Source organism: Nocardioides sp. LS1 (assembly GCF_003865225.1).
Taxonomy (GTDB): Bacteria; Actinomycetota; Actinomycetes; order Propionibacteriales; family Nocardioidaceae; genus Nocardioides; species Nocardioides ginsengisegetis.
Genome location: NZ_BIFF01000006.1, coordinates 342,707 through 360,918 on the forward strand (window position 1 = coordinate 342,707; position 18,212 = coordinate 360,918).

Genomic DNA, 18,212 nt, shown 5'->3' on the forward strand with positions numbered 1-18,212 from the left:
CCTAGAGGACGGCCTGTGGCTCGGACCTCGCGTCCGCAGCGCGTCGCAGCGGCGAGGTCCAGGCGACCGCCACGGCCACGAGCTGCACGCACGCGAAGGCCAGCATGGTGGCGCGCAGGCCCAGGGGGCCGACCACGACGCCGGAGAGGAGGGCGCCGCCGGTCCAGCCGACGCCCCAGCTGAGCATCCGGCCCGCGGTGTTGACCCGGCCGAGGAGGTGCTCGGGAGTCACCTGCTGGCGGTAGGAGACGGCGTTGATCGCCCCCATGGTCGCGGCGTAGGACCACGCGACCATCAGCGGGGCGACCAGCCACCAGGTGCCGAGCCGGGACACGACGATGCCGATGACCGCCCCGGCCGGCAGGACGCCCAGCGTGATCTGCGCCGGCGTCAGGAAGTGGATCAGGCGCGGCAGGCTCAGCGAGGCCACGAGGCCGCCCAACGCCCACGCGGCGTAGGTGATCCCGAAGCGCCAGCCCTCGGTGCCCAGGCCCAGGACCCGGTCGAGCCAGACGACGGTGAGGGCCATGTAGCCGCCGAGCGAGAGGTTCTGGATCGCGCTGGTCAGCGTCATGGTGCGCACCCCGGCGTGCCCGCCCAGCCAGGCGAGCCCCTCGCGGATGTCGCGCAGCACGAGTCCGGCCGTGAGTGGCGGCCGGACCCGGGATGCGTCGTACAGGGGGCGGGTGATGCCGGAGACGAGCACGGCCGACACGGCGAACGTGACCGCGTCGAAGCCGAGCAGCCACGCCGGGTCGAGCACCGCGATCAGCACGCCGACGACCGAGGGCACGACGATCTCGAGCACGCTCTGCACCGACCAGGTGACCGACGTGGCCTCCGCGATCCGGTCGCGGCCCACGATCATCGGGAGTGCCCCGAAGACCGCGCCGTCCAGGAAGACGCCGATCGTCGGGCCGAGGAACGCCACGGCGAGCACGTGCGGGACCGTCACGCGGCCGAGGAGCGCCGCGAGAGGGATCGTGGCCAGCAGCAGCGTGCTCAGGACGTCGGCCACCACCATGACCCGGTGCCTGTTCCACCGGTCCGTGAGGGCACCGGAGAACAGCCCGAAGAGCAGGTACGGCGCCGCCTGGCAGCCGGCGACCAGCGCCGTCAGCCCGGCGTCGTGGCTGGTGCGGTAGACGAGCACGGGGAGTGCGACCAGCGTGGCGACGCTGCCGGTCGCACTCAGGGCGCGGGCGAGGAGGTACCGGAGGAAGTGGGGGTCCCGCAGGATCGCCGACCTCACCGACGCCGACGGCTCAGTTGTCCCAGCCCGAGTTGTAGACGTCGAGTCCGAACGTCTCCACCCCGGGATCGTTGGCGTAGCCGAGCTTGTCGACTCCGAAGATCTCCTCCATCGACCCGAGCAGGGAGTAGTGGTTGTAGGGGGTCGTGCTCCAGGTGTTGGGCTTGACGAACCTGCTCAGCACCAGCGCGCCGATCCGGCCGCCGCCCGGGCCCACGATGCCGGGCATCGGGCTGTTGGCGGAGGTCGCGGGGCCGCAGCAGGCGGTGGCGTCGGTCTGCGGGCCGTCGGACTCGTCGGCGGTGATGTAGATCGCGCCATTGCGGCGGTAGGCCGGCGAGGCCATCAGGATCGGCACCCACTTCTTCATCCACGTGTTGATCGAGGTCAGGCCACCGGGCCGGCCGTCGGCGCAGGGGGCGTCGTGGCCGTCGTGGCACAGGTCGGGGGTGATGTAGACGAGGTTGGGCGTGGTGCGGGCCGTCTTGAGGTCCTTGCGGAGGTGCTTCATCCCGACAACGTGCCGCTCGCAGTACTTCTGGTGCCCGATGATCGACATGAAGTAGACGAAGGGGTTGTGCCGGACGGCGTAGTTCTGGGTCGCCGTCGCGTGCTGCGTCGGGTCCGGCTGGTCGACGGCGGGGTGCTGGCACGGGCGACGCATGTCGTCCATGTAGCCCCTCCAGGACAGGCCCTTGTCGGTCAGCTGGCGCGGCAGCGTCGCGACCTCCTCGGGGAACACGCAGCCCTGGCCGACCGCTTGGCCCGGGTCCTGGTCGCCGGTCTTCACGAACGTCGAGAACGTCTGGCAGTCCGACTGCATGACCGGGTTGGGGCCCTGCCCCGAGACCTGCGCGATGTAGTTGGGCTGGGAGTTGTGCGCGGTGCCGTAGTAGTGGTCGAGCAGCACGCCCTGCCGGCGCAGGGTCTTCGCGAGGTAGGGCGCCTCCGAGGTGTCACCCCAGGTCTTGTCGTAGCCCTTGTTCTCGATGTTGATCACGAAGACGTGCTTGATCGGCGGGACGTACGCCGACGTGCCGGCGCGCTGCAGGGGCGCCGTACGGACGGCCGCCGGGTGGGCCGACTGCTGGGTGGACGGACGGAACGCGGCGTCGGCCGGGGGCAGCACCAGGGCGAGGGCCGTGGCGGCGAGCAGCACCAGGCGGGTGCGTCGGGCGATCAATTCGGGAGTCTCCATCCCTGGTCGAGGGCGAGCTCCTTGAGCTCACCCCATTCGGCGAACTCGGCGCCGCCCTCCTCCTTCGGCGCGGTCGCGCAGCCGAGCGGAGTGACGGTGGGCACGGTGTAGGTCGGGGACGCGGTGTTCGGTGGACTGGTGAAGTCGAGGACCTCCGCGATGTTGCGTGCGTTGGCGTCGCGGGGCGTCAGCGGCTTGAGGCCCCAGCGCCACTCGATCATCTTCAGCACCGAGGTGTGGTCGTAGACGTGGTGGGAGATGTAGTTGCGACGGGCCAGCGGCGAGATCATCAGCGCCGGCACCCGGAAGCCGCGCAGGGCGGTCTTGGGCGAGACGTCCGGCGCCGTGGTGGGCGGGACGTGGTCGTAGAAGCCGCCCCACTCGTCGTAGTTGATGACCAGGACGGTCTTCTCCCAGCCCGGACCGTTGCGCACCGCGTCGTACACCTGGTTGAGGAAGGCCTGGCCCGCCCGCACGTCGGCGTGCGGGTGGTCGTCGTTGGAGGTGCCGGACTCCTCGTCCTGGAAGCGCGGGTCGACGAACGAGACGGCCGGCAGGGTGCCCGCGGCGGCGTCGGTGAGGAAGTCGGCGAAGTGGAACGAGATGTCCTGGTGGGTGCCGTACCAGAGCGCGGTGAAGGGCACGTCGCTGTAGTAGTACTTGCCCGAGACGCCCTTGGCCGCCAGCCGGTCCCAGATCGTCTTGAGCGTGCACTGGCTGGTGTTGTTGTGCAGCCGGTCGGTCTGCGCGGCGTGCATGTAGAAGCGGTTGGGGTAGGTCTCGGCCATCACCGCGGAGAAGTAGCGGTCGAAGGTCGTCCAGTCACGGGCCGCGCCGGCGTAGAACGGGAGGTCGGCGTCGGTGTAGTAGCCGATCGCGAGCAGGTCGTTCTGGCCCGACCGCAGGAAGCCGTTGCACTTGCCACCGTTGAGCTGGATCCGGCCACCCTCGTAGGAGTGGTCGGGGTCGTGGAAGCCGCAGCTGTCGAAGGCCTCGAGGTGGTGCGTCTGGTGCCGCACGCCGTAGCGGTCCTTGTAGGTCAGGCCCGCCTGCTTGCCGTCGGCACCGGGCAGCCAGCCGAGGAAGTGGTCGAAGGAGCGGTTCTCCATCATCACCACCACGACGTGCTCGATGCCGGACTTGCCCGGGGCGGGCAGCACGCTCGTGGTGCCGGTCCGGGTGCTGGTGGAGCTGGCTGCGTTGGCTGCGTCCTCGGGCCACCAGCGGGTGGCTCCGGCCGCCGCGGCGAGGCCGGTGGCCCCCGCCGCGCCGAGCAGCTGTCGTCGGGAGATCGTCACAGGCTGAACTATGCGCTGCCCAGCGCGCCGCGTCACGGTTCTGGACGAGATTCGTCGGCTTGTTCGCCGGACGTTCAACGGCGCCGGCGGCCGGGGGCCGTCCGGGAGGCTCAGAGGGCGTCGAGGATCCGGGCGCGGCGGTCGGCGTACTCCTCGGGAGTGACCAGACCCTGGTCCCGCAGGCTCTCGAGCTGGCGCAGCCGGCTCGCCGCGTCCGGGGCGGTCGCTGCCGGCTCGGCGGACACCACCGGCGCCGTCGTCGGGGTGCCGCGCAGGCTCGAAGCGAGGTACGTCGCCTCGAGCCCGTCGTCGGTGAGCAGCGTCATCGCCGTCGCGTCACCCTCGTCCATGCCCGCGCCAGGGGCCATCCGCCGCGCGGTCGACACCTTCCATGCCGTGGCGGCGACGCCACCGATGACGGCCAGCACGAACAGCAGCGCGAAGCCGCCGCCACCCGGCATACCGGAGTCGGGGTACTCCGCGTGCCACTGCCCGTCGGGGCCCTGGACGCACGTCGGCAAGGCGCCGTCGTCGTTCATCCGCGTGCACTTCGCGGGGACGCCGTCCCCGAGCACGATCGCGACCCCGAGGGCGTTCACGTCAGCTGACCGAGACATGAGCGCACTCTAAGCCCCGCTCAACGGGTCGAGTCGGCGCAAATGTTCGGTGGCGACTTGGCGCCCGCGCGCTCGCCCTGGCGGCGGGAGCGGTGAGCTGTGAACCCATTCCCTGCCCGAGTCGGTTCAGGGCTCACCGCCGGGTCGGCCGGGCGGTGGGTGGTGAACCGTTTCCAGGTGAGTTTCGGTTGCTGGCTCACCGCTGGGGCCGTTCGGGGGTGCGCCTGGGGCCGGGGCGGCGGACCGAGCGCAGCGAGGGCCGGCCGCCCCGACCGCCGCCCGAAGCCGATCGCGCGAGGCTCGCAGTCAAGGACGCCGAAGGCGCCGCGAAGCGGGCGGAGCTCCTTGACGGCGAGACGCGATCGGCTACCGCAGCGCACCCCACCCGCAGACGGCAGGTGCGCCGACTCGGCGGTGGGGTCAGGAGACGGAGACCGAGGCGGAGGAGCCGTCGACGGCCTCCATGCCCTCGGCGATCCGCATGGCCTCCTCGATGAGGGTCTCCACGATCTGCGACTCGGGGACGGTCTTGATGACCTCGCCCTTGACGAAGATCTGGCCCTTGCCGTTGCCGGAGGCGACGCCGAGGTCGGCCTCGCGGGCCTCCCCCGGGCCGTTGACGACGCAGCCCATGACGGCGACGCGGAGCGGCACCTCGAGGCCGTCGAGACCCGCGGTGACCTCCTCGGCCAGCTTGTAGACGTCGACCTGGGCGCGGCCGCAGGACGGGCAGGAGACGATCTCGAGGCGGCGCGGTTTGAGGTTGAGCGACTCCAGGATCTGGAGGCCGACCTTGACCTCCTCGACCGGCGGCGCGGACAGCGAGACGCGGATGGTGTCGCCGATGCCCTGGCTGAGCAGGTGGCCGAACGCCACCGCGGACTTGATGGTGCCCTGGAACGCCGGGCCGGCCTCGGTCACGCCGAGGTGGAGCGGCCAGTCGCCGGCCGCGGCGAGCAGCTCGTAGGCGCGGACCATGACGACCGGGTCGTTGTGCTTGACCGAGATCTTGAAGTCGTGGAAGTCGTGCTCCTCGAAGAGGCTGGCCTCCCAGACGGCCGACTCGACGAGCGCCTCGGGCGTCGCCTTGCCGTACTTGTCGAGGATCCGCTTGTCGAGCGAGCCCGCGTTGACGCCGATCCGGATGGAGGTGCCGCGGTCCTTGGCGGCCCGGGCGATCTCCTTGACCTGGTCGTCGAACTTGCGGATGTTGCCCGGGTTGACCCGGACCGCCGCGCAGCCGGCGTCGATGGCCGCGAAGACGTACTTCGGCTGGAAGTGGATGTCGGCGATGACCGGGATCTGGGAGTGCTGGGCGATCTCGGCGAGCGCGTCGGCGTCGTCCTGGCTCGGGCAGGCCACGCGCACGATGTCGCAGCCGGTCGCGGTGAGCTCGGCGATCTGCTGGAGCGTGGCGTTGACGTCGGAGGTGAGCGTGGTCGTCATCGACTGCACGCTGATCGGCGACTCGCTGCCGACCCCGACACTCCCGACCTTGATCTGGCGGGTCTTGCGGCGGGGGGCGAGCACGGGCGGCGGGGCCGACGGCATGCCCAGGCTGACTTCGGTCATGCGTTCAGGTTACTGGCGCGGGTCACGAGTAGAGGTGGACGGGTACGACGAGGTCGCCGACGATCAGGACCACGCCCATGACGAGCAGCGCGCTGGCCACGACGTAGGCGATCGGCAGCAGCTTGGCGACGTCGACGTAGCCGGGGTCGGGACGCCCCCGCAACCGGGCGAACGCCCGGCGGGCCGCCTCCCACAGGGCGCCCGCGATGTGGCCGCCGTCGAGCGGGAGCAGCGGGATGAAGTTGAACATCCCGATGAAGAAGTTGAAGCCCGCGATCAGCATCAGCAGGAAGACGGCCTTGTCGGTCAGCGGGAAGGCCGCCTGCGAGACCGTCTCCCCCGCGAGCCGGCCGCCGCCGACGATGCTGACGGGGCCCTGCGGGTCACGCGGCTCGGCGCCCACGATCGCCTTGGCGACGCCGAAGACCTTGACCGGGAGCGACCCGAGCGCGACGACCGTCTGCTTGGTCATCGTGCCCATCTGCTCGACGGTGTAGAGGGGGCCGCCGGTGCCGAGAGCGGCGTGCGGGGTGAAGCCGAGGAAGCCGACCTGGATCTTGGTGTCGTCGGTCTCCGAGGTCGGGCGCAGGGCCACGGTGGTGTTGGTGGTGAGCACCTGCTCGGCGCCGTCGCGCAGCACGGTGATCTTCGCGGCGCCGTTGTCGTTGGCGCGGATCAGCGACTGCAGCTGCTTCCAGCCGGTGATCTCGGTGCCGTTGAAGGCGGTGATCCGGTCGCCCACCTGGAGACCCGCGAGCTTCGCCGGGCTGACCGGGTCGGAGGGCGTGCAGACGCGGCCGTCCTCGTCGGCGGGCACGACGCACGCCTCGACGTGGTCGACGACGGGGCTGATCCGGACGTCCCCGGGGTTGCCGTAGGTGGCGAAGACGACGAGGAAGATGCCGAAGGCGATCAGGAGGTTGACCGTCGGGCCGCCCGCCATCACGACGACCTTCTTCCACCACGACATCTTGTAGAAGAGGCGGTCCTCGTCACCGGGCTGGACGTGCTCGGCCTCGGCCGCGCGCGCGTCGGAGATGAGCTGGGTGAACAGGCCGGTGCTGCTCTCGCGCAGCCGGTCGGTGCCCTTCTGGGGCGGCAGCATCCCGACGATCTTGACGTAGCCGCCGAGCGGGACCCCCTTGACGCCGTACTCGGTCTCGCCGACCCGCTTGCTCCACACGGTGGGTCCGAAGCCGATGAAGTACTGGGTGACCTTCCCGCCGAACTTCTTCGCCGGGATCATGTGGCCGAGCTCGTGGAGGCCGATCGAGGCCAGGATGGCGACGATGAAGATCACCACGCCGAGCGTGTAGTACAGGGCGGTCATCCGGTTCCTTCGGTTCCTTCGATCGTGGCCGCGGCGGCGTCACGGGCCCACGCGTCGGCGGCCAGCACGTCGTCGACGGTGAGGTGCTCCTTCGAGGGTACGTCGTGCTCCGCGAGCACGGCGCCAACTGTCGGAACGATGTCGTTGAAGGCGAGTCGGCCGGCGCGGAAGGCCTCGACGCAGACCTCGTTGGCCGCGTTGTAGACGGCGGGCGCGGTGGCCCCTGCCTCGCCCGCGCGCCGGGCCAGGGCGACCGCGGGGAACGCCTCGTCGTCGAGGGGGAAGAACTCCCAGGTCTCGGGTCGGGTCCAGTCGACCGAGGGGGCCGCGTCGGGCACCCGGTCGGGCCAGTTCAGGCCGAGCGCGATCGGGATGAGCATCGTCGGCGGGCTGGCCTGCACGAGCGTCGAGCCGTCGACGAACTCCACCATCGAGTGCACGACGCTGGTGGGGTGGACGACGACCTCGATCCGGTCGAAGGGGATGTCGAAGAGCAGGTGCGCCTCGATCACCTCGAGCCCCTTGTTGACCAGGGTCGCGGAGTTGATGGTGATGACCGGGCCCATGTCCCAGGTCGGGTGGTTCATGGCCTGCTCGGGGGTCACGTCGGCCAGCTCCGCACGGCTGCGGCCGCGGAACGGGCCGCCGCTCGCGGTGAGCACGAGCCGGCGTACCTCCTCGGCGGTGCCTCCGCGCAGGCACTGGGCCAGCGCGCTGTGCTCGGAGTCGACCGGCACGATCTGCCCGGGAGCCGCCCGCTCGAGGACCAGCGGGCCACCCATGATCAGCGACTCCTTGTTGGCCAGGGCGAGGACGTTGCCGGCGTCGAGGGCGGCCAGCGTCGGGCGCAGACCGACCGCGCCGGTGATGCCGTTGAGCACGACGTCGCACGACCGGGACGCGGCCTCGACGCTGGCCTCCTCCCCCAGCCCGCTGTACGCCGGCGCGAACTCGGCGACCTGCTGCTCGAACAGGTCGGGGTTGGACCCGCCGGCGGTCAGGGCCACCACGCGGAAGCGGTCCGGGTTGGCGCGCACGAGGTCGAGGGCCTGGGTGCCGATGGACCCGGTGGATCCGAGGATGGCGACGTCTCTCACCCGGGCATCCTCCCAGCAGGGCGTGGGAGGAGTCCCGGACGGGGCGGCTCAGGAGCAGGACGCCTGGGGCCGGTCCACGGTCACCGTCCCGTTGGCGTTGACGGTCGTCTTGCCGGACAGGGTGATCAACAGCCTCGACCCGTCGGTGCCGGTCATCGGGACCCGGAGCCGGAACTGCATGACGCGCACGGAGTCGTCGTCGAGGTTGGTCACGACACCGTCGACCTTCTCCCGGTAAGTGCCGGTGTACGTCGGCCGCGTGGGGTCGTCGGGCGTGAGCTGGATCCAGCCGTCGACGGCACCGTTGATGTGGACCTCCCCCGGGACCTGCCCCCCGGGCGCCCGGACCACGTCGTAGCCCCCGTGCCGGACCTCGTGGAAGGTCGTGGCCCACGGGCCGCACATGTTCTCCTGCGAGGACCAGTGCTCGGTGCCGTCGAACTCCTCCGGGACGTAGACGTGCTGTGCCCCGCCGGCGTGGGCCGGGGAGAGGCCCAGCCCGGGAGCCAGCCCGGCGACGAGCACGCCCACCGCGAGGGCGGCGGCGGGACGGAGCGCACGTGGGGCGGTGAGGTGTCGCATGAGGGTCTCGATTCGCGAGGGCCGGTTGGTCCGGCCGGGTGCTGGCACTGCACCACCCGGCGGGATCCGGGCGCATCGGCCCGCAGACCCGGTCGGACCGGGAGGATCTCCCGGGTCGACCGGGACGGCTGCCCCTCGTCGGGGACCTGCACCCGGGTCCACACTTCTGGCATGGCCACTGCCCCACCGGCGGTGAATCGGGACCGTCGGCTCGTGCTCCTCGGGTGGCTGCTGGCCGCCCTCGCGCTGGCGCTGATGGCCACGGTCCCCCTGTCTGTCTCGGGCGGCGTCAACGAGCGGCCAGGAGTCCGGGCCGGCTACCCGGTCTCCGAGTGGCTCGCACACGCCGTGATTGTGGGGGTCCTCGTGGGCTCCGGCGCCTGGCTCACCCAGCTCCGGCCGCGCAACGTGATCGGGTGGATCCTGCTGGCGAGCGGCGTCCTCCAGGGCATCCAGACGGGCTTCGACGCCTACGGGATCCGGGCCGTGACCGACCCCGACCGGTCCCTCCCGCTGGCACGGACGACCGAGTGGATCGCCCAGTGGACGTGGATCCCGGCACTACTCGTCGTCGTGACGGTCCTGCCGATCATCTACCCGACCGGACGCCCGACCTCCCTGTTCTGGCGCCGGCACCTGCGGATCACCGTCGGGGGGCTGGTGTGCCTCGTGGCGGGTGCGGCGCTCGCAATGGGGGGCGGCAACGACTCCGTGGACGGCGCGCCCGTGGCGTTCCGCGCGCCGCTCTGGCTGGTCGTCCCCCTCGCCGGCGTCGGAGTCGCCGTGACCGCGGCGGCGACGGCGGTCACGCTGGTCGGCACCGTCGTGCGGACCGTCCGGGCCGCCAGCCCCGAGCGCCAGCAGCTCGCCATGCTGGTCGGCATCGTGGCACTGATGGTCCCCACGGCCTTCCTGTCCCAGCCGATCTTCGGCTTCGTCTACGCAGCCGTCCCGCTCGCGGTCGCGATCGGCGTCCTGCGCTACAACCTCCTCGGGATCGAGGTCGTGGTCCGTCGGACCCTGCTCTACGTGCCGCTGACGCTGCTGGTCGCGCTGGTCGTCGGCCTCACCACCGCCACCCTGGCCCGCCTGGTGCCGGACGGACCGCTCCCCCTCGTCGTCGCGTCGGCGCTCGTGGCCGTGCTGATCTTCCCGGTCTCCGGCCTGCTGCGGCGGATGGTGGACCGCCTGGTCCTCGGCGAGCGCGCCGATCCCCTGGAGCAGGTCGCCGGTGTCGGCGCCGGCGTGAGCGAGCCGATGGACGACCCCGTGACGTCGATGCTGACGGCGGTCGCCGCCGCGACAGGAGCGACGTACGCCGCGGTGCTGGACGATGCCGGCACGCCGACCGCCGAGCTGGGCGATCGGAGCGGCCAGCCCCACACGGTGGCGCTGCGCCACGGGCACCACCTCCTGGGGAGCCTGCTGATCGGTCCCCGGCCGGCCGAGCGCCGCGTCAGCGGCGCCGATGCGCGGCTGGTCGACGCCCTCGCCCCCCATCTCGCGATGGTCGTCTGGTCGGTGCGCCTGACCGAGGCGCTCGACGAGGAACGGGACCGGGTCACCCGGGCGACCCTCGAGGAACGGGACCGTCTCCGCCGCGACCTCCACGACGGGCTGGGCCCCTCGCTGTCGGGGATCGCCCTGGGCCTGGAGGCGGCGAGCCACGCGCTGGCCCGGGACCCGGAGGGGGCGGCGACGATCCTGGCGCGGACCCGGGACGAGGCGGACAGCGCGGTCCGGGAGATCCGTCGCGTCATCGACGGGCTCCGTCCCCGCGTGCTCGACGAGCGCGGCCTGACCGGCGCGGTGCGCGAGACCGCCAGCGGCCTGGGCCTGGGCAGGCCCGGCGGGATCCGCTTCGCCCTCCACGCCACGCCGCTGCCCGACCTGCCGCCCCAGGTCGAGGAGGCGGCCTTCCGGATCGTGGCCGAGGGCATGACCAACGTCGTGCGCCACTCGTCGGCCCGGCACTGCACCGTGCTGCTCTCGTGCACCGGGAGCTGCCTGGAGCTCGGGATCGAGGACGACGGGACGGGGCTATCCGACGGCGGGCGGCGCGGGCACGGGCTGGACTCGATGCAGCGTCGCGCGGTCGCCCTCGGCGGTCGGCTCGTGGTGAGCGCCCGGGCCCCGCACGGCACCCACGTCAACGCCGTCCTCCCCTGGGGGGCGGCATGACGGTGAGGGTCGTGGTCGCCGACGACCACCCGATGTACCGCTTCGGCCTCCAGGCGGTCCTCGACCAGTCCGCGGAGGTCGACGTCGTGGCCGGGGCCGCCACCGGGCGCGAGCTGATCGACGCCGTCGCCCTCCACCGGCCGGACGTGGTCGTGACCGACCTGTCGATGCCCGACGTCGACGGGGTGGAGGCGACCCGGACCATGCTCGCCGAGCAGCCGGGACTGGCCGTCCTGGCGCTGACCATGCACGAGGACGACGACCACGTGCGCGCCGCCCTGGCCGCCGGTGCGCGGGGATACCTGGTCAAGGGCGCGGACGGTGAGTCCATCGTGCGCGCGGTGCTCGCCGTGGCGGCGGGCGACGCGGTCTACGGCGGACAGGTCGCCCGACGCCTGACGGCCCTCCTGACCGGACCGCCGACGCCGACCGAGACCCCCTTCCCGGAGCTGACGACGCGCGAGCACGAGGTGCTGTGCCTCCTCGCGGACGGGTGCGGCAACCACGAGATCGCGCGCCGGCTGGCGATGAGCGAGAAGACGGTCCGCAACCACGTCTCGCACGTGCTCCTCAAGCTCGAGGTGCCCGACCGCACGGCCGCCGCCATCAAGGCGCGCGACGCGGGCCTGCGGCTGGCCCACGAGGAGGGCGACGAATCGGACCCGGTGGCGGACACCCGCGGTTAGGCTCGCGACCATGGGTGACCTCGGCACGCCGGACGGCGCTGCCTGTGAGAACTGCGGCGGTGCCCTGGCACCGTCGGCGAAGTTCTGCCCCGAGTGCGGCACCCCGGTGGTCGCGGCCGCGCCCGAGCCCGAGGTCCGCAAGACCGTGACGCTGCTGTTCACCGACGTCACCGGGTCGACCGCGATGGGCGAGCAGCTCGACCCCGAGGCCTACCGCGCCGTCATGGGCCGCTACTTCGAGGTCGCCCGCGCGGCCGTCGAGCGACACGGCGGCACGGTCGAGAAGTTCGTGGGCGACGCCGTGCTCGCCGTCTTCGGGATCCCCGAGATCCGCGAGGACGACGCCCTGCGCGCGGTGCGCGCCGCCCACGAGCTCAACGGGAGCGTGGCCGCCCTCTCCGAGGAGCTCACCCGCACCCTCGGCGTCGCGCTCACGATCCGCACCGGCGTCAACACCGGGTCGGTGGTGGCCGGCAGCGCCCGGGCCGGGGGCTCGTTCGCCACCGGCGACGCGGTCAACACCGCCGCCCGGCTGGAGCAGGCCGCTCCCCCGGGCCGGATCCTGCTCGGCGAGACGACCTGGTCCCTGGTGCGCGACGCGGTCGAGGTCGAGGCCGTCGAGCCGGTCGCCGCCAAGGGCAAGGCCGAGCCCGTGCCGGCGTACCTCCTCGTGTCCGTGGGGGATGCCGACACCGGCCGGACCCGCAACCTCGGCGCCGAGCTCGTCGGTCGCGACCGCGAGACCCGCACCCTCGAGGACGTCCTCGAGCGCACGCTGGAGTCCGGGCGCAGCCACCTCGTCACGATCGTCGGCGCACCGGGGATCGGGAAGACGCGGCTGATCTCGGACTTCCTCGCCCGCGTCGGGGACCGCGCCGACGTCGTCTCCGGACGCTGCGTGTCCTACGGCCAGGGCATCACCTACTGGCCCGTCGTCCAGCTGCTGCGCCAGGCCCTGGGCCTGACCGGCACCGAGTCCGAGGAGGTCACCCGGCACGCGCTCGCCGCGCTGGTCGGCGACACCCCGGACGGCGGCCAGGTGGTCGACCTCGTGCTGCCCATCCTCGGCGGCTCGGGACAGGCCGGCGGCAGCGACCAGACCTTCTGGGCCGTACGCCGCGTGCTGGAGCAGCTCGCCCTCCGCCGGCCCCTCGTGGTCACCGTCGACGACCTGCACTGGGCCGAGCCGACCCTGCTGGAGCTGCTCGAGCGGGTCCGCGACGAGGTGCAGGACCTGCCGCTGCTGATGATCTGCCAGGCGCGCCCGGAGCTGCTCGACGACAACCCCGACTGGGGCCGCGGGTCGATGAACTGCACGACCTTCGGGCTCGAGCCGTTCACCGTCGACCAGACGCGACACTCCCTCGCGGCCCTGCTCGGGTCGGGCGTGCCGGACGAGGTCGTCGAGGCGGTGGCGGGGTGGGCCGGGGGCAACCCGCTCTTCGTGGAGGAGATCGCCACCCACCTCGTCGAGACCGGCCTGCTGGTGCGCGAGGGCGACGACTGGGCGCTCCACGGCAGCCTCGACTCCGCGCAGGTGCCGCCGACCGTGGCCGCGCTGGTCGCCGCCCGCCTCGACCGGCTGCCGCCCGCCGAGCGCCGGCTGCTGGAGCGGGTCTCCGTGATCGGTCTCGAGCTCACCCTCGACGACGCGCACACGATGGCAGACGGCGACCTCGACGCCGCGGACGTCCCGAGCCTCCTGGCCGCGCTGACCCGGCGCGACCTGCTCCGCCGGGTGCGGGACCTGGCCGGCGAGTCCTGGGCGTTCCGGCACGTGATGGTCCGCGACGCGGCGTACGACGCCCTGCCGAAGGCGGTGCGCGCCGAGCTCCACCAGCGCTTCGCCGAGCGGATCGAGGCCTCCGACGGCGAGGCCGGGTCCGAGCGGCTCGCCTTCGTCGGGCACCACCTCGAGCAGGCCGCCCGATACCGGCGCGAGCTGATGCCCGGTGACGCGGCGACCGAGGCGCTCGTCATCCGGGCAGCGTCCGCCTTGGGCTCGGCCGGCGATCTCGCACGCTCGCGCCAGGACCTCACCGCCGCCGATGCGCTGGTCCAGCGGGCCGTCGACCTCGACGTGCCGGACCTGGCCCTGCGGCGGCTCCTGCTCAACCAGCTCGCCCAGCTGCACAACGACCAGGGCCGGAGCGCCGAGCTGCCGGCCGTGCTCGACCGCTACGAGGCGGCGCTCGACGCCACGGCGACGCCGCTCGACCACGCCTACCTGCACGCCCAGCGCCTGCTCGTGGGCCTGGAGGTGGGCGAGGACGTCGACCCGGCGCTCGTCGAGGCGGCCGGACACGAGGTGGTCCGGCTCGCGACCGAGAGCGGGGACCACCGTCGCGTGGTCGAGGGGCGGCTGGTCCTCTTCCACGCGCAGATCATGCGCGCCCAATGGGCGGCGGCCGAGCGCGTGGCGGTCACCCTCGCGGGCGAGCGCGGCGCCCAGGACAGCCTGTTGGCGCAGATCATGATGGGCGCGATCGTGATCCACGGTCCCCGTCCGGCCGAGGACCTGATCAGCTACGCCGAGCGGCAGCTGGCGGAGGGCACCGGGTGGCTGACTCCGGCGGGCACCACCCGCCTTCAGCTGCTGGCCCTGACCGGCCGGTCGTGGCTCGACCCGTCGGTCCTCCCCGACGCCTTCGCGACTCTCGACCGGCTGATGGAGATCAGCCCCACCGACTACTTGTCCGAGATGCTGATGGCCGAGTGCGCCATGATGGCCGGCGACCTCACGGTGGCGATCGCGCAGCTGCGCAAGTCCGTGGACCGCAACCGTGCCCTGGGCGGCCTGTCCTACGTCTCGACCTACCTCGCCTGGCTGGCCTGCAGCCTGCTGGAGCTCGGCGACCCCGACGACGAGGCGGCGGGCATGCTCGCCGAGGCGCGCGGCTACACCAGCCCGCACGACGTCATCTCGGTGGCGCTCCTGGCCGCCGGCGACGCGTTCCTGGCCGCCCGGAGGGGCGACGGCGCGGTGGCCGAGGCACGGGCCACCGAGGCCATCGAGGTCGTCGATCGCGGCGACATGCTGGCGCAGCAGGCCGACATCCGTCGCTATGCCGCGCAGGTCGCGGGCGAGCGCGGGGACCGCGAGACCCAGCGCCGGCTGCTGACCGAGGCCCGCGACCTCTACGCCGCCAAGCACCTGCACTTCTGGGTCGAGCACGTGGACCGCCTGCTGGAGGAGCTCGACTGACATGACGACCACCTGCGCGGCCTGCGCAGCCGAGATCCCGGAACGCTCGAAGTTCTGCCTCGAGTGCGGGACCCCCGTGGTCGCGGCCGCGCCCGAGCCCGAGGTCCGCAAGACCGTGACGTTGCTGTTCACCGACGTCACCGGGTCGACCGCGATGGGCGAACAGCTCGACCCCGAGGCCTACCGGGCCGTCATGGGCCGCTACTTCGAGGTCGCCCGCGCCGCGGTCGAGCGGCACGGCGGCACGGTCGAGAAGTTCGTCGGCGACGCCGTGCTCGCCGTCTTCGGGGTGCCCGAGGTGCGTGAGGACGACGCGCTGCGAGCCGTCCGCGCCGCCCACGAGCTCAACGCCGCCGTGCAGGTGCTCTCGGCCGACCTCGAGCGCACCCTCGGGGTGCGTCTCGAGATCCGCACCGGCGTCAACACCGGGTCGGTGGTGGCCGGCGCCGCCCGGGCCGGGGGCTCGTTCGCCACCGGCGACGCCGTCAACACCGCCGCCCGCCTCGAGCAGGCCGCGGCGCCCTGCACCATCCTGCTGGGTGGGTCGACCTACGACCTGGTGCGCGACGCGGTCGAGGTCGAGGCGGTCGAGCCGGTGCCCGCCAAGGGCAAGGCCGAGCCGGTGCCCGCCTACCGGCTCCGCCAGGTCCTGGACGTGGAGCGCGGCCGGGCCCGGCGCAACGACGGCGCTCTGGTCGGCCGGGAGCGTGAGAGCCGAGCCCTCGACGACGCCCTCGAACGGATGCTGGAGCTCAGCCGCAGCCACGTCGTGACCGTGCTGGGGGCACCCGGGCTGGGCAAGACGCGTCTGGTCGAGGAGTTCCTGCTGCGGATCGGCGAGCGGGCCCGGGTGGTCAGCGGTCGGTGCGTGTCCTACGGCCAGGGCATCACCTGGTGGCCCGTGGTCCAGATCCTGCGCCAGTCGCTCGACCTGTCGGGCCACGAGTCCGAGGAGGTCACCCGGCACGCCCTCTCACTGGCCCTCGCCGAGACCGCCGACGGCCCGACGGTCGTCGACCTCCTGATGCCGCTGCTCGGCAAGGGCGGTGACGCCGGTGACAGCGACCAGACCATGTGGGCCGTCAGTCGGCTTGTCGAGGACCTGGCTGCGCACCGGCCCCTGGTGGTGACCCTCGACGACCTGCACTGGGCCGAGCCGACCCTGGTCGAGCTGCTGGACCGGCTGCGCCACGAGCTCACCGACCTGCCCCTGCTGCTGGTCTGCCAGGCACGCCCCGAGCTGCTGGACGAGCACCCCGCCTGGGGTGCCGGGTCGGTCAACACCTCGATGCTCGGCCTCGAGCCGCTCACCCGCGACCAGACCGGGACCTCACTGGCGCACCTCCTCGACGGCGGAGTGCCCGACGACGTCCGCGACATCGTGTCCGACTGGGCGGGCGGCAACCCGTTGTTCATCGAGGAGCTGACCACCCACCTGGTCGAGTCGGGGATCCTGGAGCGCAGGGCCGAGGCCTGGCAGCTGACGGGCGGCGCGGCTCCGGTCAGCACCCTCGTCCCACCCACGGTGAGTGCGCTCCTGGCAGCCCGGCTGGATCGGCTGCCGACCGAGGAGCGCATCCTGCTCGAGCGGTGCTCCGTCGTCGGGCTCGAGCTCCGCACCGACGAGGCGGTCGCCCTCACCGGTCAGGAGCCGGCCGAGGTCACCCGGCTGCTCGGGTCGCTCGCCCGCCGCGACCTGCTGCGTCGGGTGCGGCTGGCCGGCGGGGCCGAGCGGTGGCGGTTCTGGCACGTGATGGTCCGGGAGGCGGCGTACGACGCCCTGCCCAAGGCCGTCCGCGCCGACCTGCACCAGGCCTTCGCGGAGCACACGGCGTCCACGGACGACGAGGAGTCCGGCCCCGAACGACTCGCCTTCGTGGCCCACCACCTGGAGCAGACGGCTCGCTACCGCTCCGAGCTGGCCCCGAGCTCGGACGCCGCCCTCCTCTCGGCCGACCGGGCGGCCGCCGCCCTGGCCGCCGCCGCCGACGACGCCCGGGACCGCGATGACCTGGCGGCGTGCGAGGGGCTGCTGCGACGGGCACTCGACCTGACCGGGGTCGAGTCCCGGGTGCGGCGGGACCTGCTGGCGCGCCTGGTCATCGGCAGCGTCGACCCCAGTGGCAACTCCCTCGACGAGATCCTGCGGGCCTACGCCGCCGCCATGGACGACTCAGCGACCGCCCTCGACCACGCGTTCCTCGCCAGTGGGCGGCTGCAGGTGCGGCTGCTGGCCGCCGAGGACGTCGACCCGGAGGTGGCCCTCGCGGCGGCCAGTGAGGTGGTGCGGCTGGCCAGAGATGCGAGTGACCGGAGCCGGCTGGTCCACGGACTGAGCGCGATCTACCGGAGCCACCAGGTCCACTCCCGCTGGGGCGAGGCCGCCGCAGCCCTCCAGGAGATGGCCACGAACGGGGGTCCCGGCGACCGCCGCGAGGCTGAGGACCAGCTCGGAGTGGCGCTCATGTGTGGACCCGCGCCCCTCTCCGAGGTCCGTGCGCACGCGCTGCGGATGCAGAAGCGCCCGGGGCGGTCACGGGAGCGACAGGAGCGCGACCTGGGGCTGCTCGCCTGCGCGGAGGCGGGTCTCGGGCTGCCCGGGGCACTCGAGACGACCCGACGACTCGCCGCCGAGCTGTTCGCCGGTGTCGTGACGCCCCCCAACCGGATGGTCGACCTGTTCTTCTCGGCAGCCGGGCTCGACGAGTCGGAGCTCGCCATCGACCTGGTCGCGCCCCTCGCTGCGGAGCTTCGGGCGCGGGGCGGCCAGGTCTACGCCTCGACGTACCTGCTCATGGAGGCCCTGCACCGGCTCGAGCTCGGCCAGGACACCGCGAGGGTGAGGCCGGTCGTGGAGGAGGCGCGCACGCTCACCTCCCCCTACGACGTGCTCTCCAGTGCCAGCCTGGCCACGGTCGAGGCAATCCTGGCCGCCCGGGCGGGCGACCACGAGCGGTCCGTCGCCCTCGCCCGCGAGGCCGGCCGGATCGTCGACACCGGCGACGAGCACTGGGGCCGTGGCGACGTGCATCGGTGGCTGGCACTCGCGGCGGCGACCAGGGGTGACCACGCCGAGCAGCGCCGGCTCCTCCAGCGGGCGATCGGCCACTACCGGGCCAAGGAGCTGAACGTGCTCGCCGCGCGCCTGGAGCTCCAGCTCCACACCCTGCCGGACTGAGCGCCGCTCCTCGCGC

At 72.8% G+C, this 18,212-nt stretch carries 12 protein-coding genes; 4 read left to right on the forward strand and 8 right to left on the reverse strand.

Going from position 1 to position 18,212, the window contains the following annotated elements:
• Position 1: 1 nt before the first annotated feature.
• The 8 genes from EJF31_RS19175 to EJF31_RS19210 all read right to left on the reverse strand — a co-directional run bounded on the left by EJF31_RS19175 (position 2) and on the right by EJF31_RS19210 (position 8,946).
• A complete protein-coding gene (locus EJF31_RS19175) occupies positions 2 to 1,252 on the reverse strand; it encodes an MFS transporter (RefSeq protein ID WP_185736353.1) in 1,251 nt (416 codons plus the stop codon).
• Between the two features lie 13 nt (positions 1,253 to 1,265).
• Entirely contained in the window at positions 1,266 to 2,435 is a 1,170-nt protein-coding gene (locus tag EJF31_RS19180) for an alkaline phosphatase family protein (protein ID WP_260430970.1), read from the reverse strand.
• The gene (locus tag EJF31_RS19185; RefSeq protein WP_260430971.1) at positions 2,432 to 3,748 is read right to left on the reverse strand and encodes an alkaline phosphatase family protein; all 1,317 of its coding nucleotides are present in this window, start codon (positions 3,746 to 3,748) and stop codon (positions 2,432 to 2,434) included. Before EJF31_RS19185 ends, EJF31_RS19180 begins: the two co-directional genes overlap by 4 nt.
• A gap of 110 nt (positions 3,749 to 3,858) precedes the next feature.
• A complete protein-coding gene (locus tag EJF31_RS22490; RefSeq protein ID WP_125038766.1) occupies positions 3,859 to 4,365 on the reverse strand; it encodes an SHOCT domain-containing protein in 507 nt (168 codons plus the stop codon).
• 420 nt (positions 4,366 to 4,785) lie between these two features.
• On the reverse strand, positions 4,786 to 5,937 hold the full coding sequence (gene ispG, locus EJF31_RS19195; protein WP_125038767.1) for a flavodoxin-dependent (E)-4-hydroxy-3-methylbut-2-enyl-diphosphate synthase: 1,152 nt from the start codon (positions 5,935 to 5,937) through the stop codon (positions 4,786 to 4,788).
• Between the two features lie 22 nt (positions 5,938 to 5,959).
• Positions 5,960 to 7,267, reverse strand: a complete 1,308-nt coding sequence (locus EJF31_RS19200; RefSeq protein WP_125038768.1) for an RIP metalloprotease — start codon at positions 7,265 to 7,267, stop codon at positions 5,960 to 5,962.
• Positions 7,264 to 8,364, reverse strand: coding sequence for a 1-deoxy-D-xylulose-5-phosphate reductoisomerase (locus EJF31_RS19205; RefSeq protein WP_125038769.1), 1,101 nt, complete (start codon positions 8,362 to 8,364; stop codon positions 7,264 to 7,266). Before EJF31_RS19205 ends, EJF31_RS19200 begins: the two co-directional genes overlap by 4 nt.
• A 48-nt stretch (positions 8,365 to 8,412) precedes the next feature.
• Complete coding sequence (locus EJF31_RS19210; protein WP_125038770.1) at positions 8,413 to 8,946, reverse strand: hypothetical protein; 534 nt, start codon at positions 8,944 to 8,946, stop codon at positions 8,413 to 8,415.
• A 171-nt stretch (positions 8,947 to 9,117) separates the two neighbouring features.
• Between EJF31_RS19210 and EJF31_RS19215 the strand changes: the two genes are divergently transcribed.
• The 4 genes from EJF31_RS19215 to EJF31_RS19230 are packed head-to-tail and all read left to right on the forward strand — an operon-like array spanning position 9,118 to position 18,196.
• On the forward strand, positions 9,118 to 11,127 hold the full coding sequence (locus EJF31_RS19215) for a sensor histidine kinase (RefSeq protein WP_185736354.1): 2,010 nt from the start codon (positions 9,118 to 9,120) through the stop codon (positions 11,125 to 11,127).
• The gene (locus EJF31_RS19220; RefSeq protein WP_125038772.1) at positions 11,124 to 11,813 is read left to right on the forward strand and encodes a response regulator transcription factor; all 690 of its coding nucleotides are present in this window, start codon (positions 11,124 to 11,126) and stop codon (positions 11,811 to 11,813) included. The genes EJF31_RS19215 and EJF31_RS19220 overlap by 4 nt, the downstream gene beginning before the upstream one ends.
• A gap of 10 nt (positions 11,814 to 11,823) precedes the next feature.
• Entirely contained in the window at positions 11,824 to 15,018 is a 3,195-nt protein-coding gene (locus EJF31_RS19225) for an AAA family ATPase (RefSeq protein WP_125038773.1), read from the forward strand.
• A 1-nt stretch (position 15,019) separates the two neighbouring features.
• Positions 15,020 to 18,196, forward strand: a complete 3,177-nt coding sequence (locus EJF31_RS19230) for an AAA family ATPase (RefSeq protein ID WP_125038774.1) — start codon at positions 15,020 to 15,022, stop codon at positions 18,194 to 18,196.
• Positions 18,197 to 18,212: the final 16 nt, after the last annotated feature.

Bases quoted from the DNA above. Each gene is read 5' to 3' on its own strand.
- EJF31_RS22490 (WP_125038766.1), bottom strand. From the start codon at position 4,365: ATGTCTCGGTCAGCTGACGTGAACGCCCTCGGGGTCGCGATCGTGCTC.
- ispG (WP_125038767.1), bottom strand. From the start codon at position 5,937: ATGACCGAAGTCAGCCTGGGCATGCCGTCGGCCCCGCCGCCCGTGCTC.
- EJF31_RS19200 (WP_125038768.1), bottom strand. From the start codon at position 7,267: ATGACCGCCCTGTACTACACGCTCGGCGTGGTGATCTTCATCGTCGCC.
- EJF31_RS19210 (WP_125038770.1), bottom strand. From the start codon at position 8,946: ATGCGACACCTCACCGCCCCACGTGCGCTCCGTCCCGCCGCCGCCCTC.
- EJF31_RS19215 (WP_185736354.1), top strand. From the start codon at position 9,118: ATGGCCACTGCCCCACCGGCGGTGAATCGGGACCGTCGGCTCGTGCTC.
- EJF31_RS19220 (WP_125038772.1), top strand. From the start codon at position 11,124: ATGACGGTGAGGGTCGTGGTCGCCGACGACCACCCGATGTACCGCTTC.
- EJF31_RS19225 (WP_125038773.1), top strand. From the start codon at position 11,824: ATGGGTGACCTCGGCACGCCGGACGGCGCTGCCTGTGAGAACTGCGGC.
- EJF31_RS19230 (WP_125038774.1), top strand. From the start codon at position 15,020: ATGACGACCACCTGCGCGGCCTGCGCAGCCGAGATCCCGGAACGCTCG.